The following is a 22,125-nucleotide window of genomic DNA, read 5'->3' as shown; positions in this document are numbered from 1 at the left end:
GGGGGGGGGGGGGGGGGGGGGCCCGCCCGCCCCCCCGCCCGTGGGGGGGGCCGCCGCCCCCCCCGGCCCCCCCCCCCCCCCCCCCCCCCCCGCCCCACCTTCGGCAGAATGCCGCGATCTGATGGATTCACGCCACGTGTGGATGAAATCTGTCAGATATCGGAATAGATGGTGGGTCGGATCGTTCCGACAGTTCGCAGGAAACTGTCGAAGGCGGGGTGGGTCCGGATGCGGGAGTGTCCGCGGCATGGATGCCGCGGCCAAGCCCCCATGGATGGGTTTACGGCGTCTCCCGCCAGCGGACCTACCCCGCCATCCCTCAGTAGTCCAGCTCTTGACGTTGACGTTGCCTCTGCAGGTGCAGGGCGGCAGCCCTGCATGGAAAACCCACCCCCTACCAAGGTAGGGCGGAACGCGCGGCAACGCGGCACTATGCTCGAACCCATGACTTCGTCTGGGAGGGCTGCGTCATGAACTACGAGGAAACCTACCGCCGCTCGATCGACGAGCCGGAGGCGTTCTGGGGCGAGGAAGCCAAGCGCATCCATTGGCACAAGCCGCCGCAACAGGTGCTCGACTACAGCAACCCGCCGTTCCGGCGCTGGTATGTGGGCGGCGAAACCAACCTCTGTTACAACGCGGTCGATCGCCATCTGGACACTCGGCCCGACCAGCTCGCGCTGGTGGCCATTTCCACCGAAACCAACAGCACCCGCGAGATCACCTACCGCCAGCTGTACCGAGAAGTGAACGACTTCGCTGCCGTGCTCCTGCGCCTGGGCGTCGGCCATGGCGACCGCGTGGTCATCTACATGCCGAACATGGCCGAAGCCGTGTTCGCGATGCTGGCCTGCGCGCGCATCGGGGCCGTGCACTCGGTGGTGTTCGGTGGTTTCGCCGCGCACAACCTTGCCCTGCGCATCGACGATGCCAGACCCAAGCTGCTGATCGCGGCCGATGCCGGCATGCGCGGAGGCAAGCTCATTCCCTACAAGCCGATGGTGGACGCCGCCTGTGCGGAAGCCGGGCATCCACCGCCGCACGTGCTGATCGTTTCGCGCGGGCTGGATCCGGCCGAGCCGCGCATCGAGGGCCGAGACGTCGAGTACGCGACGCTGCGCGCGGAAGTCGGTGCCGTCGATGTTCCGGTGCAGTGGCTGGAAGCGAGCGAGCCGAGCTATCTGCTGTATACCTCCGGCACCACCGGCAAGCCCAAGGGCGTGCAGCGTGATGTGGGCGGATACGCGGTGGCGATGGCACAGTCGATGGAGACCGTCTTCGACTGCAAGCCGGGGCAGGTGATGTTCTCCACCTCCGATGTCGGCTGGGCCGTAGGACATTCCTACAACGTGTATGGACCGCTGATCGGCGGTTGCACATCGCTGTTGTACGAAGGCCTGCCGACCCATCCGGGTCCGGGCATCTGGTGGGCCCTGTGCGAGCAGTACAACGTGCGCACGATGTTCTCCTCTCCCACCGCGATCCGCGTGCTGAAGAAGCACGACGCGGATTTCATCCATCGCCACGACCTGCGCGCGTTGAAGTACCTGTTCCTGGCCGGCGAACCGCTGGATGAGCCGACCGCGCACTGGATCAATGAAGCGCTGGGCAAACCGATCATCGACAACTACTGGCAGACTGAAACCGGCTGGCCGGCCTTGACCCTGTTGCCGGGCCTGGAGATGAAGCCGGTGCGCTTTGGTTCGCCGGGCTTCCCCAACCTCGGTTACCGCATGAAGGTGATCGACGAGAACACCGGCGAAGAAGTCGCACCCGGGCAGAAGGGAGTCCTGGTGGTCACCCCGCCATTGCCGCCGGGCTGCATGAGCACGGTGTGGAACGACGACAGCCGCTTCCTGCAGAGCTACTTCAGCCATTTCAAGGAGCTGCTGTACAGCTCGCTGGACTGGGCGATCCGCGACGATGACGGCTACACCTTCATCCTCGGCCGTACCGACGATGTCATCAACGTCGCCGGGCATCGCCTGGGGACACGTGAGATCGAGGAAGCCATCTCCAGCCACCCGCGTGTGGCGGAGGCCGCGGTGATCGGCGTGAAGGATGAACTGAAGGGACAGGTGCCGCTGGTCTTCGTCACCCTCAAGCAGGGGCTGGGGGGCGAAGACCCTGCACCGGTGGTGGCGGAGATGATGGCAACGGTGACCACGTCGCTGGGGGCGGTTGCACGGCCGGCGCACGTGCACGTGGTCAACGCATTGCCGAAGACGCGCTCGGGCAAACTGCTGCGGCGCTCGCTGCAGGCGCTGGCCGAGCAGCGCGATCCCGGCGATCTGTCGACCCTGGATGACCCGGCCGCCCTGGAGGAGATCCGCCGCGCGCTGGGACGCTAGACCGGTCCTGTATCGCCGGGGCCGCGTGCAGCGGGCCGAGGCAAGGGATGCAGCGGTGCTGCACCGCAGCGTTCACCGTACCAGCGGTGCGTTAAGCTCGATGCCGGGGAGCGCGTCCGTCAGGGCGCGCAGGCATGCGCATCATGGAACGGGGGAGCTATGGCACTGCTGCACTCCAAGACGGCCGCTGGCCGCCAGGAAATCGAGGATCGTGCGCGGCGCCTGCCGGCCGCGCTGCGCTCGATCCTGCTGATGGTCGATGGTCGCCGCGATGACACCGAACTGCGCAGCCTGCTCGAAGGACTGCGGGCGCCACCCGATGCGCTGGAACAGCTGGCCGCGATGGAGCTGATCGAAGTGGTGGGGGGCAGCGCCGATGCGGTGCCGGTCGCTGGCCTCAGCAATGGCCGCGAACAGGACCCGGCGCTGTATCAGCAGCTGTACGAGGCGATGAGCGAAGCCGTGCGGCGCCACCTCGGGCTGAAGGGCTACTTCATGCAGTTGAAGATCGAGCGCTGCACCGATGCCTCGGCCCTGGAGCGCCTGTGCCCGGAACTGCTGGCGGCGGTAGGCAAGGCACGCAGCCCGGCACTGGCACAGCGCTGGTGGCAGGAAACGCAGGCATCGCTGGCAGCCGGCGATCGCGGAGTCGTGCAGGCCTGACGCAGCGCGTAGAGTGGATGGTTTCATTCCCATCAGGAGCCTCTCGTGCAGGACGACCACGACGACACCGACACCCCCGGCTGGGACGCGATCAATGCGGCGCTGGCGCCGCTGTACGCGGGCCAGGAGCCCCTGCATTTCGGAACGGCGTTGCCGTACACGCTGGGCGGCCAGGATCCCCTCGATGGCATCAGTGTCTACCGTGCGGAGGCGCCGGTACCGCACTGGCACTACATCACCTATGGCCTGTCCGAGCTGTACGCCAAGGAGAGCAGTGACGCCGAAGCAAGTGGCTACGGATTCGAGCTGACCTTCCGTCTGGCAGCAGGCGAGGGCGTGCACGCCGAACAGGCACCGCCGACATGGCCGATGAACCTGCTGCAGAACCTGGCGCGCTACGTGTTCGGCAGCGGCAACGTGTTCGAGGACGGCCACCACCTTGACGCAAACGGCCCGATTGCCCTCGAGTCCGACACCCGCCTGCGCCATCTGGCTTTCATCGCCGACCCGCAGTTGCCGGCGCGCGAGACGGCCAACGGCCGCCTGCAGTTCCTGCAGCTGGTCGGGCTGACGGATGGGGAAATGGCTGCAGTGAAACGCTGGTCGACCCGCGGGGTGCTGCACGTGCTGGAGCCGGCGATGCCCCTGTGGATCACCGATCTGCATCGGGGCGACCTGCTGGATGATCCGGCACTGGCGGCGCAGGTGCAGGCGGGCAGTGCGCGGGAGGGCTCCAGCACCGGCATGTTGTTCATTGAAACGCTGGACTGGCGACAGGTCTCGGGCGTGACCACGCTGGTGCTTGGCGCTGGCCAGGTGCCGAGCGTGCGCGAGCTGCTGCCGCTGCGCCTGCACCATGGCGCATCGCTGGTGCTGGTCAGCCGTGAGCGCCAATGGGAGTTCACCCCCGCTGCGGGCGGCGGCGCCAACGACGTCGATGCCGACAGCGCGCGCTGGGCATTGGATGCACAGGGGGTCCAGGCGTGGCAGGACGTGCGTGCCGAGCGCGGGATCTACCCGCTGGGCGGCCAGCTGCAGGTCGAGGTGGTGCCGACGCTGCTGCGTGACGCCAAGGGTGCCGTGATCCGCGAGATCGGTTGAACGGTGGACACGGGGCGCCGGCGATGCCCGGCGCCGGGCCGGGACGCCGGATCGGAGCCGCCTGCGCTGCCGGCGGCTCCGTGTGCGGTCAGGCCAGGCCTTCGGCCTTCAGTGCGGCCTGCACGCCGGCATCGGCGTCCATGCGCGCCTTGTAGGCGGCCAGATGATCCAGCCCCGACAGGTCGACCTTGGCGCCGGCTGCCCAGCGCAGGGTGATGTAGAAGTACGGGTCGGCGAAGCTGCGGAAACCGGCCAGCCAGGGCTTGTCCGCCAGCTGCCGGTCGGCCGTCTCGAACAGGCCGCGCAGGCGCTTGCGGGCGGCCGCGCGGATCGCGTCGTACTGGCTCTCATCGCCGATGAACTTGCCCGGTGCGAACAGCGGCGAGAACGCCGGGTGCACATCGGAGTTGACGAAGGCCAGCCAGCGGGTGGCCTCGGCACGCTGGCGCGGGCTGCCGTCGCCGGCCAGGCCGGCCTGCGGGAAGCGGTCGGCGATGTAGCCCATGATGGCCGCGTTCTGCAGCAGGATGAAGTCGCCATCGACCAGCGCCGGAACCGAGCCGGCCGGGTTGATCTTGAGGAATTCCGGCCCCTTCAGGGTGTCCTTGTCGAGCAGTTCGACCTCGAACGGCTGGCCGGTCCACTGCAGGGCGATGTGGTCGGCGGTGGAGCAGGCACCGGGCTTGCTGTACAGCTTCATGGGAACTCCAGGCGGGGTGTGCGGGAATCGCCCACTATCCCAGAGCCTGCCGGCGCGCGGCAACGCTGCCGCCGGCAACAGTTCGTTACGACTGCCGGGGCTTGAGGTTCTGCACCTTATAGAAGGTGTGATCACCGATGGTGGCCACCTGGTAGGCATTGCGCCAGTTCGGGCTGGCGATGGCCAGGGCGGCGAAATGGCTGGCACCGGGAACGATCTCGCGGCGCTCGCCGGCCGGCAGCGCCCAGTTGCGCTCCGCATCGAAGGCCACGCTCATGGCCTCGCTCCAGGCCGCGTCGTTGCCCAGCTGGGTGCCGGGGGAGACGATGGTCGGGGCGAACTGCTTGCGTGCGGTCACCACCTGGCACATCGAGTCGCCCCACAGGCCGCTGTCGAGGCGGCGCAGTGCCACTTCGGCCACGGCCTGCTGGCCGCGCAGGGTCTGGTCGCGGGCTTCCAGGTATACGGTGGTGCTCAAACACAATGAATCAGCCGCCGGCTGGGGCAGCAACTGCGACAGCCAGAGAATCCAGGCCAGTTTCATATAACTCCTTGCTCCGTATGGGCCGCACCACGGGGTTCCGGCCGAAGAGAGGGCAGGAGGCGGGGTACGACTTGGCGTCATGGGGAGGCGGCCATCGGGGCCGCCCCGTGGGCGGCCCGGGAAAAGAGGATCGATGAACGATCCGGGAGGGCCGCACCGGCTCACCGGAAACTGGGTGGTGAGCGGAAAGTTGGCGCAAGGTAGGGGGGGCTGGCCGAACGCATCATGAATCGCCCAGCTTGACATTCAGCTTCGAGGCGGATGACGGAAATCACATTCCGCCGCCCATTCAGGTGTGGATCAAAGGGCGGCTGCCACCCGGCTGCCCTGATCGATGGCGCGTTTGGCGTCCAGTTCGGCGGCCACATCGGCACCGCCGATCAGCTGTGCGCTGATGCCCGCCGCCTGCAGTTCGGCCTGCAGCGCGCGGTTCGGTTCCTGCCCTGCACAGATCACCACATGATCCACCGGCAGCAGCTGTTCGCTGCCTTCCACGCGGATGCGCAGCCCCTGGTCGTCCACGCCGAGATACTCGACGCCGCCCAGCATCCGCACGCCCTTGGCCTTCAGCGTGGCGCGATGGATCCAACCGGTGGTCTTGCCCAGGCGCGCACCCGGCTTGCCGGGGCTGCGCTGCAGCAGCCACAGCCGGCGTGGCGAAGCGTCCACCTGCGGGCGGGCCAGCGAGCCGCGGGCCTCGAAGGTGGCGTCCACCCCCCATTCGGCCATCCAGCGCTGCGGGTCCAGCGACGGCGATGGGCCCTCGTGGCTGAGGAATTCCCCGACATCGAAGCCGATGCCGCCGGCACCGATGATGGCCGCGCTGGCGCCCACCTCGACCCGGCCCTGCAGCACGTCCAGGTAGCTGACGACCTTGGCGTGGTCCGCGCCGGGGAAGTCGACCCGGCGCGGCGTGATGCCGGTCGCCAGCACGACCTCGTCGAAGCCGGCCAGGTGGGTCGCATCTGCCCGGGTACCCAGGCGCAGCTGCACGCCGGTGTCCTGCAGCTTGTGGCGGAAATAGCGCAGCGTCTCGTGGAACTCTTCCTTGCCCGGGATGCGCTTGGCCACATTGAACTGGCCGCCGATCTCGTCGCTGGCGTCGAACAGGGTGACCTGGTGACCGCGCTCGGCGGCCACCGTGGCGCAGGCCAGGCCGGCCGGGCCCGCGCCCACCACCGCCACCCGCTTCGGTGTGGACGTCGGGCGGTAGACCAGTTCGGTTTCGTGCGCGGCCCGCGGATTGACCAGGCAACTGGCCAGCTTGTTCTCGAAGACGTGGTCCAGGCATGCCTGGTTGCAGGCGATGCACGTGTTGATCGTGTCGGCACGGCCGGCGCGCGCCTTGTTCGGCCATTGCGGGTCGGCCAGCAGCGGGCGCGCAAGCGACACCATGTCCGCACCGCCGTCGGCGAGAATGCGCTCGGCAACCTCGGGCATGTTGATGCGGTTGGTCGCCACCAGCGGCACCGCCACATGCGGCTTCAGCTTGGCGGTGACCCCGGCGAAGGCGGCGCGGGGCACCGAGGTGGCGATGGTGGGAATGCGCGCCTCGTGCCAGCCGATGCCGGAATTGATGATCGTCGCGCCCGCGGCCTCGATGGCCTGCGCCTGCTGCACGATTTCCTCCCAGTTGCTGCCGTCCTCAACCAGATCCACCAGTGACAGCCGGTAGATGATGATGAAATCCGGGCCGCAGGCTTCGCGGATGCGGCGCACGATCTCCACTGCGAAGCGCATGCGCTGGGAGGCATCACCGCCCCAGCGGTCTGTACGCGTGTTGGTGCGGGGGGCGATGAACTCGTTGATGAGGTATCCCTCCGAGCCCATCACTTCGACACCGTCGTAGCCGGCTTCGCGTGCCAGCCTGGCGCTGCGTGCGTAATCGGCGATGTGCCGTTCGACGCCGCTGGCCGACAGTGCGCGCGGGGTGAACGGATTGATCGGCGCCTTGAGCTTGGAGGGCGCCACCGACAGGGGGTGGTAGGCATAGCGGCCGGCGTGCAGCAGCTGCAGGCAGATCTTCGCGCCATGCTGGTGGGCGGCGGCCGTCAGCTGCCGGTGCGGACGCACTTCCCAGGGCCAGGACAGCTTGCCGCCGAAGGGTTTGAGCCAGCCGACCACGTTGGGGGCGAAGCCGCCGGTGACGATCAGGCCGACGCCGCCTTCGGCCCGCTCGGCGAAGTAGGCGGCCAGGCGCGGGAAATCGCGCGCGCGATCTTCCAGCCCGGTGTGCATCGAACCCATCAGCACCCGGTTGCGCAGCTGGGTGAAGCCCAGATCGAGCGGGGCGAACAGGTGGGGATAGGCGCTTTCGTTGGCTGGCGACATGGTCGATACGCTTGCGTACGGAAGCGCGAAGCGTGCCGCGAAACGGCGGTCGGGGCAAGGGGCGGGCGAATCGGTAGCGCCGGGCCATGCCCGGCGATGCGGCTACCCGTGGCCGCGCTGCGCGCTCGCCGGGCGTGGGCCGGCGCCACCCGCCGGCAGGGGCCGGCCGATGCCGAACCAGCCCAGCGTCATCCCGCACAGCGGGCCGATCAGCAGCGCAAAGGCCAGGGTGCCGACGCCCACGTTGCCTCCCAGCCACCAGCCCAGAAGCAGGACGCTGCCTTCGATCAGGCTGCGCACCTTCCAGATCGGCCAGCCGGTGCGGGCATGCAGGCCGGTCATCAGCCCGTCGCGCGGGCCGGGGCCGAGCCGCGCGCCGATGTACAGGCCGGTGGCCAGTGCCACCAGCAGCATGCCGGCACCGAACATCGCCACCTGCCAGACCAGGCCGACAGCCGGCGGCAACAGCCACAGGCCGAACTGCGCGGACGGACCGATCAGCAGCACGTTGAGCACGGTGCCGACGCCCGGCTTCTGCCGCAGGGGCCACCACAGCAGCAGGACCAGCGCGCCGATCACGTTCGTGGCCAGGCCGAAGGACAGCGGGGTCTGCGCCGCGACGCCCTGCGACAGCACGTCCCAGGGCGCGACACCGATCGCAGCACGGATCATCAGCGAGGCGCCGAAGCCATACAGGAACAGGCCGACGATCAATTGCAGCAGGCGCAAGGGCAGGGCAGTGGGCATGGGAGCGCTCGGGGGGGGAGGGAATCTGTCTCCACCGTAATCCCGAATCGCCAGTTTCCATAGATACAGATCCCGGTGAATCCCGCGCCACAGCGCGCGCGTCAGTCGTCCCAGCCTGCCAGTGCCAGCTTGCCCAGCGTGCGGCCGCTGGCCAGCCGCTCATGCGCCGCCTGCGGGTTGGCGGCATTGATCGTGCCGAGTGTCTCGCTGAGCGTGCCACGCAGTTGGCCTGCATCGATCATGCTCGCGGCGCGGCTCAGGATGCGGTGCTGCTCGATGCGGTCGGCGGTACCGAAGCGCGATCGCGCGAACATGAATTCCCAGTGGATGCCGATGCACTTGGCCTTGTACGGGTCGCCGATGCGCAGCGCGCCGCGGGGTTCGACGATCAGCCCGACATGCCCCTGCGGCGCCAGCAGCTGGCCCAGTTCATCCCAGTAGTGATCGGTGTCGGCCAGGTTGAGCGCGATCTGCACGGCGCTGACGCCCAGTGCCTGCAGCTGCGGCTGCAATGGCTGGCGATGGTCGATCACGTGATGGGCGCCCATCTGCCGGCACCAGTCGGCCGACTGCTCGCGGGAGGCGGTGGCAATGACCGTGAAGCCGGCATGGCGGGCCAGCTGGATGGCCATCGAACCGACGCCGCCGGCGCCGCCGATCACCAACAGGTGCTGCCCGGCGTGGCGGCGATCATCCAGATGCAGCGGCATGCGCTCGAACAGCAGCTCCCATGCGGTCAGTGTGGTCAGCGGCAGCGCCGCTGCCTCGGCAAAATCCAGCGTGGTGGGCTTGCGTGCGACCAGCCGCTCATCCACCAGCTGATACTGGGCATTGCAGCCGGAGCGGGTGACATCGCCGGCGTAGTAGACCTCGTCGCCGGAGGCGAACAGGCAGGCGTCCTCGCCGATGGCCTCGACCACGCCCGCCGCATCCCAGCCGAGCACCCGCGGCGTGTCCAGCGTGGCCGGATCGGTGGCGGCACGCTGCTTGCCGTCGACTGGATTGACCGAAACCGCCTGCACGCGGACCAGCAGATCGCGGCCGGCTGGCGGCAGCGGCGGCGGCAGCCGGAGATCCTGCAGGGCGGGGGCGGATTCACGACTCAGGGCGACGGCTTTCATCTCGGCTCCGCCTCGGTTTCCCGTTTCATCATAAGGTTCCTCACGTTTCCGGGGGCGCGCTGAATCCCCTTCGCCGCGCGTTCCGCAGAATTTCGCCTGCGTTGCCTAAACACCGTCAAACCCTTATGGGGTGAGGGTCTTGCGGATTTTCATCATCCTGTATAGGGTTTCAACGTCGGACCGGTGGCCGGTCGGGTGCAACACTTCACATGTTACGGGGCTGTTAACATGGCCTTCACCCGCCTGAGCATAATGTTCGCGGCGGTGGCGTGCTGAATCGGCTGTCTGAACATCGACGCAGTAGTGCTGGCCCATGCCTCTACCGGTTTCATACCCCCGAAATAGGAGCTGTACTCAATGAACAAGAAGATCCTTACTGCCGCGCTGCTGGGTGGTCTGGCTTTCGCCCAGGCTGCTTCTGCGCAGGAGTTCGATGACCGCTGGTACCTGACCGGTTCGGCCGGCTTCAACTTCCAGGACAGCGACCGTCTGACCAACGACGCTCCGTTCGTGACCCTGGGCCTGGGTAAGTTCATCAGCCCGAACTGGTCGCTGGACGGTGAGCTGAACTACCAGAACCCGAACTTCGACAGCAATCAGGACCTGAACTGGTCGCAGTACGGCATCTCGCTGGACCTGCGTCGCCACTTCATCAAGGAAGGCCGCGGCTGGAACCCGTACATCGTCGGTGGCCTGGGCTACCAGAAGTCGGAAGAAGAGTACCCGGCGATCAGCGTCAATGGTCCGCGTGAGCGCAAGGACGGCAACGTTGCCGCCAAGCTCGGCGTCGGCCTGCAGACCACCTTCGACAAGCGCGTTGCTGTCCGCGCCGAAGTGGCCTACCGCGCTGACTTCGACGACAAGAGCTACCACGCTGCCAGCGAAGACTGGTTCGGCGACGTGCTGGCTTCGGTCGGCGTCGTGATCCCGCTGGGCCCGGCTCCGGTCGCGGCTGCTCCGGCTCCGGCTCCGGTTGCCCCGAGCTGCGCCGACCTGGATGACGACGGTGACGGCGTCAACAACTGCGACGACAAGTGCCCGAACTCGCAGCCGGGTCAGACCATCGGTCCGGACGGTTGCCCGGTGCCGGTCTCGATCGACCTGAAGGGCGTGAACTTCGACTTCGACAAGTCGAACCTGCGTCCGGACGCCGTGGCCATCCTGAGCGAAGCCACCGAGATCCTGAAGCGTTACCCGGATCTGCGCGTTGAAGTCGCCGGTCACACCGACTCGAAGGGTACCGACGCTTACAACCAGAAGCTGTCGGAGCGCCGCGCCACCGCGGTGTACAACTACCTGACCAAGAACGGCGTGGACGCTTCGCGTCTGGTCGGCCCGATCGGCTACGGCGAGAGCCGTCCGATTGCTCCGAACACCAACCCGGATGGTTCGGACAATCCGGAAGGTCGTGCCAAGAACCGTCGTACCGAGCTGAACGTCCAGAACTAAGTTCTGACGTTTCGCCCGCAAGACACAGCAGGACCCGGCTTCGGCCGGGTCTTGTTGTTTCTGCGGCGGGAAAAGCTGGAACGGGCCTCGATGGACTGACCGTTTGTCGGCTTTTTGTCCAAAAAACCAATGAGTTGGCGCATTCATTGAAAGTGGCGCTTGAAAGCTGTCGCCGCATTGCTACACTCGCCGCGTCACCTTCCTTCCGTGGATGCCTCTCATGCTGCGCTCTGCATCGGCCGCCGTCCTGGCGCTGGCCCTGGTTCCTGCCGCTCACGCTGCGGTCGATTGCTCGGTCAACACCATCGCTTCGCCGCTGCCGCTGCCGGCCACGACCATCGCGCCGGTGGCCGACGAGCTGTACATCCGTGGCAACCAGCTGGGCATGCCGGCCGGTGTGCTGAGCAGCAGCTACGATCCTTCGCAGTCGCTGGACCAGGTGCTGCAGCGCCTGCGCATCGACGGCTGCCAGAACATCGCCAAGGCGATTCCGAGCGCGCCGGCGGTGCAGCCGAACGATCCGGCGGCGTACAAGCCGCAGACCGAATTCGACAATACGCCGTGGCGCTTCGACATGAGCCAGAACGGCAAGCGCATGACCGCCGAGGAATTCGATGCCTGGATGAAGGCGCGTGGCGTCCGCGTGGTCAAGGCGCGCCCGGCACCGGTGGCCACCCCGGCCGCGGCCGAAGTACCGGCTGAGACCAAGCCGGTCGATAAGAAGTAACCGTCGCGGGGAGCAGAGGCTTGCGTGCGCGCCGCCCACCTGCCGCCCCCGCCGCCCGCTCCCACGTCCTGCGTGGGCGCGCGGATCCGGTTGCATCCAAGGGTGTGCGCCATGGCCTGGCGCGTGTGCTCTCCAAGGCCGGCGTGTGCTCGCGCAGCGAAGCCGCGCGCTGGATCGCCGAGGGCCGCGTGCGCGTCTCCGGCCGTATCGTCCGTGACCCGGAGTTTCCGATCGGCAGCCCGGCACCCCCCATCGAGGTCGATGGCCTGCCGCTGGCACCGCGGCAACGGCTTTACCTGATGCTCAACAAGCCGCGCGGGGTGGTGACCACCGCGCAGGACGAGCGCGGCCGTGACACCGTATACCGCTGCTTCGACGGCGCCGGCCTGCCCTGGATCGCGCCGGTCGGCCGGCTGGACAAGGCCAGTGAGGGCCTGTTGCTGTTCAGCAACGATCCGCAGTGGGCGGCGCGCCTGACCGATCCGCAGACCGGGCCGGACAAGACCTACCACGTGCAGATCGATCGGCTGCCCGATGCGGCCACGCTGGCGGCGCTGCAGGCCGGGGTGGACGACGAGGGTGAGTTCCTGGCCGCCCGGGCCGTGCGCGTGCTGCGCAGCGGCGACAAGACCGCGTGGCTGGAGGTGGTCCTCGACGAGGGCCGCAACCGCCACATCCGCCGCCTGCTGGCGGCCTTCGACCTTCAGGTGCTGCGCCTGGTCCGGGTCGCGATCGGCGACCTGGCGCTCGACGATCTCGGCAAGGGCCAGTGGCGGATGCTGGAGGTCAATGACCAGCAGCGGCTGGGGGCCGCTGCACCGGGCTGAGCGTCATGCCCGCGGCCGGCGGATGCCGGTCACCCTTCCAGGCGTAGGGGGCGTCTGGTCGTCGAAATCCCGAACGGAGCCTGCCCATGTACCACTTGTCCCTCAACCGAACCCTGCGCTGTGCCGGCCTGCTGCTGCCGATCGTGCTGCTGGCCGCCTGCGGTGGCCACAAGAAAATGGCCAAGACGGAAACGCCTGCCGAAACCCCGGTGGTGGAAGTGAAAACCCCGGAACTGGATGGTCGCGGCAGTTACCGCTTCCTGATGAGCGACGGCGACAGGAAGATGACCGCCGACGAGTTCGATGCATGGATGAAGGCCAATGGCATCCGCGTCGCCCGTGGCAATGCCCAGGACGCTGCCGCCAAGCCGGTCGTGGTGGCCAGCAAGGATGAGCCGAAGGACAAGAAGAAAAAGAAATGACGCGCATTGCGCGTCATTCCGGTAGCGCCGGGCCGTGCCCGGCGAGCGCATGGCGCGGCTGTCGGGAAACCGCCGGGCATGGCCCGGCGCTGCCCCTCGGGGCGATCAACCCTTGATCACGCCCAGCTCGACGCCGATGCGGGAGAAGGCGTCGATCGCGCGGTCCAGCTGCTCGCGGCTGTGCGCGGCGCTGATCTGGGTGCGGATACGTGCCTGTCCCTTGGGCACCACCGGGAAGAAGAAGCCGATCGCATAGATGCCTTCCTCGAGCAGGCGCTCGGCGAACTTCTGCGCCAGCGGTGCGTCGTACAGCATCACCGGGCTGATCGGATGCACGCCCGGCTTCACGTCGAAGCCGGCGGCGGTCATCTTCCCGCGGAAGTACGCGGTGTTCTCGGCCAACCGGTCGCGCAGGTCGTCGGCGGCAGCCAGCATCTCGAAGGCCTTGATGCCGGCGGCGACCACATGCGGCGGCAGCGAGTTGGAGAACAGGTACGGGCGCGAGCGCTGGCGCAGCAGTTCGATCACTTCGGCGCTGGCGCAGGTGAAGCCGCCCAGTGCGCCCCCCATGGCCTTGCCCAGAGTGCCGGTGATGATGTCGATCTTTTCCAGCACACCCTTCACCTCGGCCGAGCCACGACCGGTGGCGCCCAGGAAACCCGTGGCATGGCATTCATCGATGTGCACCAGCGCGTTGTACTTCTTCGCGAGCGCGGTGATCTCGTCCAGCGGGGCAATGAAGCCGTCCATCGAGAACACGCCGTCGGTGGTGATCAGCTTGGTCCTGCAGCCGGCGGCGTCGGCGGCCTGCAGCTGCGCTTCCAGGTCGGCCATGTCGCAGTTGGCGTAGCGGAAGCGCTTGGCCTTGCACAGGCGCACACCGTCGATGATCGATGCGTGGTTCAGTGCGTCCGAGATGATCGCATCGTTTTCGCCGAGCAGCGGCTCGAACAGGCCGCCGTTCGCATCGAAGCAGGCCGCATACAGGATGGTGTCCTGCTTGCCGAAGAAATCGGCGATCTGTTTCTCGAGCTGCTTGTGCAGGTCCTGGGTGCCGCAGATGAAGCGCACCGAGGCCATGCCGAAGCCGTGGGTATCCAGAGCATCCTTGGCGGCCTGGATCAGGTCGGGATGATCGGCCAGGCCCAGGTAGTTGTTGGCGCAGAAGTTCAGCACCTTGCGGCCATCGGCCAGCGTGATCTCGGCCGATTGCGGACTGGTGATGATCCGCTCGGACTTGAACAGGCCCTGGGCGCGGATGGCGTCCAGTTCCTCGGCATAGTGGCGGATCAGGGCGGAGGAGGCGTCGGTCATGGCGTGGGCACGGCTCAGCACGGGAAACCGACGATTCTACCGGGCATCGAGGGTTGTCGACCGACGACAGGCAGGCACCGCCATGGCCAGCAAATGTTGCAATGCAATAGCAAACGGGTTAAAAAATCGTGAACCGGCCCGTTCTGGCTCCGGTTCCCGCAACTGCCCTGCACGCCACCGCCCCCCACCGGAGACGACCATGAAGCACGCTCGTGCCTGCCTCGCCCTTGCTGCCGCCCTGACCCTGGCCCCGTTTGCCGCCAGCGCCCAGGACAGCGAATCGCCGTACAGCTGGAACGTTACCGCCGTGTCGGATTACCTGTTCCGTGGTGTGTCGCAGACCGATGAGGATCCCACCCTGCAGGCCGGTTTCACCTATACCAGCCCGGTTGGTCTGTATGCCGGTGTCTGGGGATCGGGCGTGGACTTCGGCCCGGGCGACCCGAGCGTCGAAGTGGATTACCAGATCGGCTACGGCGTCGACGCCACCGAGCGCGTGAACTTCGATGTGCTGCTGAACCGCTACACCTACCCCGGCGCCAGCGAGCTGAACTACAACGAGCTGATCACCACCACCACGCTGGATGACACCTACAAGCTGACGGTGGCCTACAGCAACGACGTGTGGAACAGCAGCACCGATGGCTGGTATTACGCGCTGGGCGGCGAGTGGGGCCTGCCGCAGGATTTCACGCTGAGCGCCAGCGTCGGCCGCAGCACCTTCGAAAAGGGTATTGCCAAGGATTACACCGACTGGAACGTTGGCGTGGCCCGTACCTGGGGTCTGTTCACCCTCGGACTGGGCTACTACGGCACCGACGGCAACGGCCGCGACAATAGCGGCAAGCTGGCCGACAACCGGGTGGTGTTCACGGTGGCGGTAGGCCAGTAAGCGGCGCATGACATCACACGAAAAAGGCACCCCTGGAGGTGCCTTTTTCGTGTCTGGCGTCGGGCACTGTGTGGGCCGGCCAACGGCCGGGGACAAAGTGAGATGCGGGGGAATCAGGCAGTCGCGCCGGAGGCGCGAGTGATCAATTCCAGCTCAGTACCACCTTGCCGGCCTTGCCTTCTTCCATCAGGTCGAAGCCCTTCTGGAAGTCGTCGATCGGCAGCTGGTGGGTCATCACCTTGCCGAGCGGGAAACCGGACAGCACCAGCTGCGTCATCTTGTACCAGGTCTCGTACATCTTGCGGCCGTAGATGCCCTGCACGGTCAGGCCCTTGAAGATGATCTTGTCCCAGTCGCAGCCGGCACCCTTGGGCATGATGCCGAGCATGGCGATCTTGCCGCCGTGGTACATGCAGTCGAGCATGTCGTTGAAGGCGCGCGGATTGCCGCTCATTTCCAGGCCCACGTCGAAGCCCTCCATGTGCAGTTCCTTCATCACGTCCTTCAGCGAGGTGTTGGTGACATTGACCACGCGCGTCGCGCCCATGTCGGCGGCCAGCTTCAGGCGGAAGTCGTTGACGTCGGTCACCACCACGTTGCGCGCACCGATGTGCTTGCAGATGCCCGCGGCGATGATGCCGATCGGGCCGGCGCCGGTGATCAGCACGTCCTCGCCGATCACGTCGAACTCCAGCGCGCAGTGCGCGGCGTTGCCGTACGGGTCGAAGAAGGCCGCCAGCTCGGACGGAATCTGGTCCGGGATCGGCCACAGGTTGCTGGCCGGCATCACCATGTACTCGGCGAAGGCGCCATTGACGTTCACGCCGATGCCGACGGTGTTCGGGCACAGGTGCGGGCGGCCGCCACGGCAGTTGCGGCAGTGGCCGCAGACGATGTGGCCTTCGGCCGAGACGCGCTGGCCAACCTCATAGCCGGTCACCGCCGAGCCAAGCGCGGCGATGCGACCGACGAATTCGTGGCCGATGGTCAGGCCCGGCTTGATGGTGCGCTGGCTCCACTCGTCCCACAGGTAGATGTGCAGGTCGGTACCGCAGATGGCGGTCTTTTCCAGCTTGATCAGGACTTCGTTCGGGCCCGGGGTCGGCACCGGGACCTCTTCGAGCCAGATGCCCTTGGCCGCTTCGCGCTTGACCAGGGCCTTCATCGTTTGCTGCGCCATCGGGGTGGAACTCATCAGGGGGAAAGCGCGGATTATAGAGGTCTGCGCGGAATTCCAATGTTGCGCTGCGGGCGCGCTGGCGGAACGAAAGGCGTGCGCCGGCGGGCGTTTCGAACGTGACCGGCGTGCTCGCCGGGCATGGCCCGGCGCTGCCGGGAAATCGGGCGGCTCTCGCTCGCGTGGCATGGTCCCGCGCCATCGGGAAATCGTGCGGGTAGCGCTGGGCCATGCCCGGCGGTCCAGGGGCCATGACTTCCGGGGTTCGGGACAGGGCAGGGGGGCGGGCTACAATCGAAGGTTCCACTACCAGGGGCCGCTCCATGCGCTCGAACCTGCTTGCATTCTCCGTCGTCGCCAGCCTTGGGCTGGTCCAGGTCGCCCATGCCGCCGAAGGCATGTGGGTACCGCAGCAGCTGCCGGAGATCGCCGGCCCGCTGCAGAAGGCCGGCCTGAAACTGTCGCCGGAACAGCTGTCCGACCTGACCGGCGACCCGATGGGCGCGGTGGTGGCGCTGGGCGGCTGCACCGCCAGCTTCGTCTCCCCGCAGGGCCTGGTGGTCACCAACCACCATTGTGCCTACGGCGCGATCCAGCTCAACTCCACCGCCGAGAAGAACCTGATCAAGGACGGTTTCAACGCGCCGACCCTGAAGGACGAACTCAGCGCCGGTCCCAACGCCCGCGTGTTCGTGCTGGACCGGATCACCGACGTCACCGACCAGGCCAAGGCCGCCATCGCCGCCGCCGGCAAGGACCCGCTGGCCCGCACCCGTGCGCTGGAAGCGTTCGACAAGGCCCAGACCGCCGCCTGTGAAGCCGACGCCGGTTTCCGCTGCCGTCTGTACAGCTTCTCCGGCGGCAATACCTACCGCCTGTTCCGCAACATGGAAATCAAGGACGTGCGCCTGGTCTATGCGCCCCCGGGCAGCGTCGGCAAGTTCGGCGGCGACGTCGACAACTGGATGTGGCCGCGCCACACCGGCGACTTCTCGTTCTATCGCGCCTACGTGGGCAAGGATGGCAAGCCGGCCGCGTTCTCGGCCGACAACGTGCCGTACCAGCCGAAGCACTTCCTGAAGTTCGCCGACCAGCCGCTGGGCGCGGACGACTTCGTGATGGTGGCCGGCTACCCGGGCCGCACCAACCGCTATGCGCTGGCCGGCGAATTCAATGAAACCGCCGAGTTCACCTACCCGACCATCGCCCGCCATTACAACGAAGTGCTGGCGCTGATCGACAAGGCCGGCAAGGCCGACGCCGACGTCAAGGTCAAGTACGCCAACACGGCGGCCAGCATGAACAACGTGGCCAAGAACTACGTCGGCCAGCTGGAAGGCTTCAAGCGCATCGACGCGGCCGGGCAGAAGCGGGCCGAAGAGGCCGCCGTGCTGGCCTGGCTGAAGCAGCAGGGCGCAGCCGGCAAGCCGGCCCTGGCCGCTCACGCCCAGCTGCTCAAGCACCTGGATACCAGCAAGAGTACCCGCGAGCGCGATCTGTTCGTCGGCCAGTTCAACAACACCTCGGCCGTGGGCGCCGCGCTGTCGCTGTACCGCCTGTCGATCGAACGCGCCAAGCCGGACGCCGAGCGTGAAGCCGGTTATCAGGAGCGCGATCTGCCGACCCTGGAAGGCAATCTGCGCCAGATGGACCGTCGCTACGTTGCCGGCATGGACCAGCAGCTGCAGCAGTACTGGCTGGACCAGTACGTCGCGCTGCCGGCGGCACAGCGCAACAACGAGGTTCTCAACCAGTGGCTGGGCGGCAGCGATGCCGGGGCCGTCAACGGCCTGGTGAAGAAGCTGGCCGGCACCGGGCTGGGCAGCCTCGATGAACGCCTGAAGTGGTTCAAGGCCGACCGTGCCGCCTTCGAGGCCAGCACCGATCCGGCCATCCAGTACGCCGTGGCCGTGATGCCGGTCCTGCTGAAGCAGGAAGAACAGAGGAAGATCCGCGAAGGTGAATCGCTGACGGCCCGTCCGCTGTACCTGCAGGCGGTGGCGGACTACAAGAAGAGCAAGGGCGAGTTCGTCTACCCCGATGCCAACCTGTCGCTGCGCATCACCTTCGGCAATGTCATGGGCTATGCCAAGGACGGTGTCCAGTACACCCCGTTCACCACGCTGGAAGGCGTTGCGGCGAAGGAAACCGGCGTCGATCCGTTCGACTCGCCGAAGGCACTGCTGGATGCGGTCAAGGCCAAGCGGTATGGCGGCCTGGAGGACAAGCGGATCGGCTCGGTGCCGGTGAACTTCCTGTCCAACCTGGACATCACCGGTGGCAACTCCGGTTCGCCGGTGCTCGATGCGCACGGCAAGCTGGTCGGCCTGGCCTTCGACGGCAACTGGGAATCGGTCAGCTCCAACTGGGTATTCGACCCGGTGATGACCCGCATGATCGCGGTGGACAGCCGCTACATGCAGTGGATCATGCAGGAAGTGGCCCCCGCGCCGCAGCTGCTGAAGGAATTGAACTTGGCGCAGTAAGGTTCATGCTGGCGCCGCCGGGCCATGCCCGGCGGAATCCGTCTGCAATTCCGAAACCCCGCGATCCCCGTCGCGGGGTTTTTTCATGTCCCGACCGGTGCGATGCGCCGAACAGGTATCATCCCTGTTCCGCGTACTTCACAGGATGTGAACGAAACGCGGCCATCTCCTCCCCCCAGGACTCCTTGCACGCATGCGCATCCTGCTTGCCCGCCACGGCGAAACCCCGTGGAACGCCGAAGGCCGCTACCAGGGCCAGATCGACATCCCGCTTTCGCCCATCGGCGAAGCCCAGGCCCAGGCGCTGGGCGCCCGCCTGGCATCCGTGGACATCACCCGTGCGGTGGCCTCGCCGCTGTCACGCGCCCAGCGCACCGCCCAGCTGGCCCTCGGCGCCGACCGTGCCGGCACGCTGCAGACCGAACCGGATCTGCAGGAAATCGCCCATGGCGAGTGGGAAGGCCTGCTGGCCAGTGAGATCAACGAGAAGGACCCGTCGCGGTTGAAGGCGTGGCGTGAGGAACCCGATACCGTGCTGATGCCGGGCGGCGAGTCGCTGCGTCTGGTGCTCGAGCGCAGCTGGCGCGGCCTGGCACGCGCCAGCGAGGGCCTCGGGGAGCACGACACGCTGCTGGTGGTCGCACACGATGCCGTCAACCGGGTGATCCTGTGCAGGGTGCTGGGCCTGCCGCTGTCGCGGCTGTGGACCTTCCGCCAGGCACCGACCACGTTGAACCTGCTTGAAGGTCCGGACCTGGAGAGCCTGGAGGTCGTGCGCCTCAACGACTGCGCCCACCACACCCCGTTCTTCGGCGAAGCCAAGCACCGCGCCCTCTGATCCCTGTCCACATCGAACCACCCTGCTTCTGCTGGAACCGCTGCCGTGACGAACCTGCCGACCACCCTGGCCGAATGGCTGGATTACATTGAACGCCAGCACCCGGCGACGATCGACATGGGCCTGGAGCGCGTCCGCGCCGTGGCCACGAGGATGGGACTGGGCGCGCCGGGCAAGCGCACCATCGTGGTCGGTGGGACCAACGGCAAGGGCTCCACGGTCGCCTTCATCGAGGCCATCGGCCGCGCTGCAGGCTGGAAGGTGGGGGCCTACACGTCGCCGCACCTGCTGCGCTACAACGAACGCGTGCGCATCGATGGGCAGGATGCGGAGGATGCCGCTCTGGTGGCGGCATTCAACGCCGTCGAAGCTGCGCGTGGCGACATCACCCTGACCTACTTCGAGTACGGCACGCTGGCCGCCCTGCAGCTGTTCGCGGGGGCAGCGCTGGACCTGGCGGTACTGGAAGTCGGGCTGGGAGGGCGCCTGGATGCGGTCAACATCGTCGACGCCGACGTGGCCGTGATCACCACGGTGGACATCGACCATGCCGAGTGGCTGGGCGAGGACCGTGAAGCGATCGGTGCGGAAAAGGCCGGCATCATCCGCGGCTGGAAACCGGTGATCCTGGGCGAGACCGACCCGCCGTCGAGTGTGCTGGCACGGGCCTATCTGCTGGGCGCGAACGCCATCCGCGGCGGCAGCGACTACTTCTACGAGCCGATCGATGCCCAGCGCTGGCGCTGGCGCGATGTCGGCCTGCGCATGGAACTGCCGACCCCCGCGCTGGCCGGTCCGATCCAGCTGGCCAATGCGGGTGCGGCCATTGCCGCGCTGCGCGCGCTGGACCGGCCGCTGCCACGCGCGGCGTGGGCGGCTGGCATTGCCGCGGCCCGCATCAACGGTCGCCTGCAGGCATTCGATCGTGATGGCGTGCAGGTGCGGGTCGATGTGGGTCACAACCCGCAGGCGGCCGGCCAGCTGGCACGCGCGCTGAAGGCCGAAGCTGTCCCGGGCCGGACCCTGGCGGTCTATGCCGCGTTGCAGGACAAGGATGCGGAAGGCGTGGTGCAGGCGCTGCAGGAGGTGGTGGACGAGTGGACGCTGGCCGGCCTGGAAGGTCCGCGCGGACAGAGTGCGCAGCAGCTGCAGGCACGTCTGCATGGCACCGCTGCGGTCACCGCACGGCTGGTCGGCACTGTCGAGCAGGCACTGACGCAGGTGCTGGCACAGGCCCAGTCAGGCGACCGCGTACTGGTATTCGGTTCGTTCCACACGGCCGCTGCGGCCCTGCAGTGGTTGCAGCCCGCGCCCTGATCCACGTTCAGCCAACGCCGACGCCGTCCGGTCCGGCACCCGTATAATCGACCGCAACCCCCGGACAGTTGCCTGCCTCACGTGGATACGCCTCTGAAACAGCGATTGATTGGTGCCATCGTGCTGGTGGCACTCGCCGTGATCTTCCTGCCGATGCTGGTGAAGGGGCCGGCGCCGGACAGTGGCGTCGCCAGTGTGCCGATCGCAGCGCCCAATGCGCCCGCCGACGGCCAGTTCGAGACCCGTGAGCTGCCGCTGGTCGCCCCGGCCGGGGGTGCCACCGGCCTGCAGAGTGGCCAAGCCGCACCGCTGCAGGACGCAGCCGCGCCCGCCACGCCGCCGACCGTGGACACCTCGCCGGCGGTGGCTGCCGGCAACTATGCGGTGACATTCGGCGCCTATGGCAGCAAGGCCGACGCCGATGCGGTGATCGCCTATCTGAAGCGTTCGCAGCTGCCGGGCTTTGCCGAGGCGGCGACCATCAACGGCCGGCAGGCGTGGCGCGTGCGCGTCGGACCGTATGCCGATCGCGCCCAGGCCGAGGCGGCCCGCCTGCAGGCGGTGAAGATCCGCTCCGACGTCCATGCCGAGGTGATCACGCTGGATGCGCCCGCAGCTGCGGCTGCACCGGCCGCCGCTGCTCCGGCGCCGGCGGCACCGTCGGCCAGCACCCCGGCGGCGGCGTCCACGCCGTCGGCCACGGGCAACCCGGTGCGCAGCGAGAGCCTGCCGCCCAGCACGCCGGTCGCCAGGCCTGAAGCACCGAAGGCAACGGCGACGCCGGAGGCGACGAAGCCGGTCGCCAAGCCCGAGCCAAAGCCGCAACCGCAAACCCCGGCCGCGCCGGCGGCGGGCGGTGTTGGTTTCGCGGTCCAGCTGGGGGCGTTCGGCCAGGCCAACGACGCCAACGCGCTGCGCGACAAGGTGCGCGCTGCCGGATTCAGTGCCTTTGTCGAGCAGGTCCGCACCGAAAAAGGCACCCTGCATCGCGTGCGCGTCGGGCCGGTGGCCAACCGCGCCGATGCCGAGCAGCTGAAGGCCCAGGTGGCGGCCAAGGTCGGCGTGGCCGGCATGGTCCGACCGCACCCGTGATCACGCGCGCTGTCCGCCGCTGTCGT

At 67.5% G+C, this 22,125-nt stretch carries 19 protein-coding genes; 12 read left to right on the top strand and 7 right to left on the bottom strand.

Features of this window, described 5'->3' with window-relative positions; all coding sequences use genetic code 11:
• Positions 1 to 470 precede the first annotated feature (470 nt).
• The 3 genes from prpE to ABE543_RS17680 all read left to right on the top strand — a co-directional run bounded on the left by prpE (position 471) and on the right by ABE543_RS17680 (position 4,115).
• Positions 471 to 2,351, top strand: a complete 1,881-nt coding sequence (gene prpE / locus ABE543_RS17690; protein ID WP_346475958.1) for a propionate--CoA ligase — start codon at positions 471 to 473, stop codon at positions 2,349 to 2,351.
• A 159-nt stretch (positions 2,352 to 2,510) separates the two neighbouring features.
• On the top strand, positions 2,511 to 3,014 hold the full coding sequence (locus tag ABE543_RS17685; RefSeq protein WP_346475957.1) for a hypothetical protein: 504 nt from the start codon (positions 2,511 to 2,513) through the stop codon (positions 3,012 to 3,014).
• Between the two features lie 45 nt (positions 3,015 to 3,059).
• Positions 3,060 to 4,115 (top strand): suppressor of fused domain protein, encoded by a 1,056-nt coding sequence (locus ABE543_RS17680; RefSeq protein WP_065176008.1) that lies wholly within the window; start codon positions 3,060 to 3,062, stop codon positions 4,113 to 4,115.
• Positions 4,116 to 4,203: 88 nt separating this feature from the next.
• Here ABE543_RS17680 and ABE543_RS17675 read toward each other — a convergent pair whose 3' ends face one another.
• The 5 genes from ABE543_RS17675 to ABE543_RS17655 all read right to left on the bottom strand — a co-directional run bounded on the left by ABE543_RS17675 (position 4,204) and on the right by ABE543_RS17655 (position 9,558).
• On the bottom strand, positions 4,204 to 4,815 hold the full coding sequence (locus tag ABE543_RS17675; protein WP_053520032.1) for a glutathione S-transferase N-terminal domain-containing protein: 612 nt from the start codon (positions 4,813 to 4,815) through the stop codon (positions 4,204 to 4,206).
• 85 nt (positions 4,816 to 4,900) lie between these two features.
• The gene (locus ABE543_RS17670) at positions 4,901 to 5,359 is read right to left on the bottom strand and encodes a cell wall hydrolase (protein WP_053520031.1); all 459 of its coding nucleotides are present in this window, start codon (positions 5,357 to 5,359) and stop codon (positions 4,901 to 4,903) included.
• Between the two features lie 300 nt (positions 5,360 to 5,659).
• Positions 5,660 to 7,690 (bottom strand): NADPH-dependent 2,4-dienoyl-CoA reductase, encoded by a 2,031-nt coding sequence (locus ABE543_RS17665; RefSeq protein ID WP_283219431.1) that lies wholly within the window; start codon positions 7,688 to 7,690, stop codon positions 5,660 to 5,662.
• A 102-nt stretch (positions 7,691 to 7,792) separates the two neighbouring features.
• Positions 7,793 to 8,437 carry a hypothetical protein gene (locus ABE543_RS17660; protein WP_197572465.1) on the bottom strand — a complete coding sequence of 215 codons (645 nt, stop codon included), beginning with the start codon at positions 8,435 to 8,437 and terminating at the stop codon, positions 7,793 to 7,795.
• Between the two features lie 101 nt (positions 8,438 to 8,538).
• Positions 8,539 to 9,558: a zinc-binding alcohol dehydrogenase family protein gene (locus tag ABE543_RS17655; protein ID WP_346475956.1), complete on the bottom strand. Its 1,020-nt coding sequence runs from the start codon at positions 9,556 to 9,558 to the stop codon at positions 8,539 to 8,541.
• 357 nt (positions 9,559 to 9,915) lie between these two features.
• On the opposite strand from ABE543_RS17655, the gene ABE543_RS17650 reads away from it, so the two are divergent.
• The 4 genes from ABE543_RS17650 (at position 9,916) to ABE543_RS17635 (ending at position 12,983) form a co-directional block, all read left to right on the top strand.
• Positions 9,916 to 11,007 (top strand): OmpA family protein, encoded by a 1,092-nt coding sequence (locus tag ABE543_RS17650; RefSeq protein WP_053520027.1) that lies wholly within the window; start codon positions 9,916 to 9,918, stop codon positions 11,005 to 11,007.
• A gap of 220 nt (positions 11,008 to 11,227) precedes the next feature.
• Positions 11,228 to 11,734 (top strand): hypothetical protein, encoded by a 507-nt coding sequence (locus ABE543_RS17645; RefSeq protein WP_197600984.1) that lies wholly within the window; start codon positions 11,228 to 11,230, stop codon positions 11,732 to 11,734.
• A gap of 68 nt (positions 11,735 to 11,802) precedes the next feature.
• Positions 11,803 to 12,561: a pseudouridine synthase gene (locus tag ABE543_RS17640; protein WP_262218808.1), complete on the top strand. Its 759-nt coding sequence runs from the start codon at positions 11,803 to 11,805 to the stop codon at positions 12,559 to 12,561.
• A gap of 86 nt (positions 12,562 to 12,647) precedes the next feature.
• Positions 12,648 to 12,983: a hypothetical protein gene (locus tag ABE543_RS17635; RefSeq protein WP_053520025.1), complete on the top strand. Its 336-nt coding sequence runs from the start codon at positions 12,648 to 12,650 to the stop codon at positions 12,981 to 12,983.
• Positions 12,984 to 13,088: 105 nt separating this feature from the next.
• Here ABE543_RS17635 and kbl read toward each other — a convergent pair whose 3' ends face one another.
• The gene (gene kbl, locus ABE543_RS17630; RefSeq protein ID WP_346475955.1) at positions 13,089 to 14,297 is read right to left on the bottom strand and encodes a glycine C-acetyltransferase; all 1,209 of its coding nucleotides are present in this window, start codon (positions 14,295 to 14,297) and stop codon (positions 13,089 to 13,091) included.
• 199 nt (positions 14,298 to 14,496) lie between these two features.
• Between kbl and ABE543_RS17625 the strand changes: the two genes are divergently transcribed.
• Positions 14,497 to 15,189, top strand: a complete 693-nt coding sequence (locus ABE543_RS17625) for a TorF family putative porin (protein WP_053520023.1) — start codon at positions 14,497 to 14,499, stop codon at positions 15,187 to 15,189.
• Positions 15,190 to 15,331: 142 nt separating this feature from the next.
• Here the strand turns inward: ABE543_RS17625 and tdh are convergent, their stop codons facing one another.
• The gene (gene tdh / locus ABE543_RS17620; RefSeq protein ID WP_053520036.1) at positions 15,332 to 16,354 is read right to left on the bottom strand and encodes an L-threonine 3-dehydrogenase; all 1,023 of its coding nucleotides are present in this window, start codon (positions 16,352 to 16,354) and stop codon (positions 15,332 to 15,334) included.
• 335 nt (positions 16,355 to 16,689) lie between these two features.
• Here tdh and ABE543_RS17615 point away from each other — a divergent pair, with 335 nt between their 5' ends.
• The 4 genes from ABE543_RS17615 (at position 16,690) to ABE543_RS17600 (ending at position 22,099) form a co-directional block, all read left to right on the top strand.
• Positions 16,690 to 18,852: a S46 family peptidase gene (locus ABE543_RS17615; RefSeq protein WP_346475954.1), complete on the top strand. Its 2,163-nt coding sequence runs from the start codon at positions 16,690 to 16,692 to the stop codon at positions 18,850 to 18,852.
• A 193-nt stretch (positions 18,853 to 19,045) separates the two neighbouring features.
• On the top strand, positions 19,046 to 19,690 hold the full coding sequence (locus ABE543_RS17610) for a histidine phosphatase family protein (protein ID WP_053519451.1): 645 nt from the start codon (positions 19,046 to 19,048) through the stop codon (positions 19,688 to 19,690).
• Positions 19,691 to 19,735: 45 nt separating this feature from the next.
• Positions 19,736 to 21,007, top strand: coding sequence for a bifunctional tetrahydrofolate synthase/dihydrofolate synthase (folC, locus tag ABE543_RS17605; RefSeq protein WP_346475953.1), 1,272 nt, complete (start codon positions 19,736 to 19,738; stop codon positions 21,005 to 21,007).
• An 81-nt stretch (positions 21,008 to 21,088) separates the two neighbouring features.
• Positions 21,089 to 22,099 (top strand): SPOR domain-containing protein, encoded by a 1,011-nt coding sequence (locus ABE543_RS17600; RefSeq protein ID WP_065175936.1) that lies wholly within the window; start codon positions 21,089 to 21,091, stop codon positions 22,097 to 22,099.
• The last annotated feature ends 26 nt before the right edge of the window (positions 22,100 to 22,125 follow it).

It is taken from the genome of Stenotrophomonas sp. TWI169, assembly GCF_039674705.1.
In the GTDB taxonomy this organism is placed as follows: Bacteria; Pseudomonadota; Gammaproteobacteria; order Xanthomonadales; family Xanthomonadaceae; genus Stenotrophomonas; species Stenotrophomonas maltophilia_P.
Note: the sequence above shows the minus strand (reverse complement) of the source record. Positions and strands in the feature narration are given on the sequence as shown.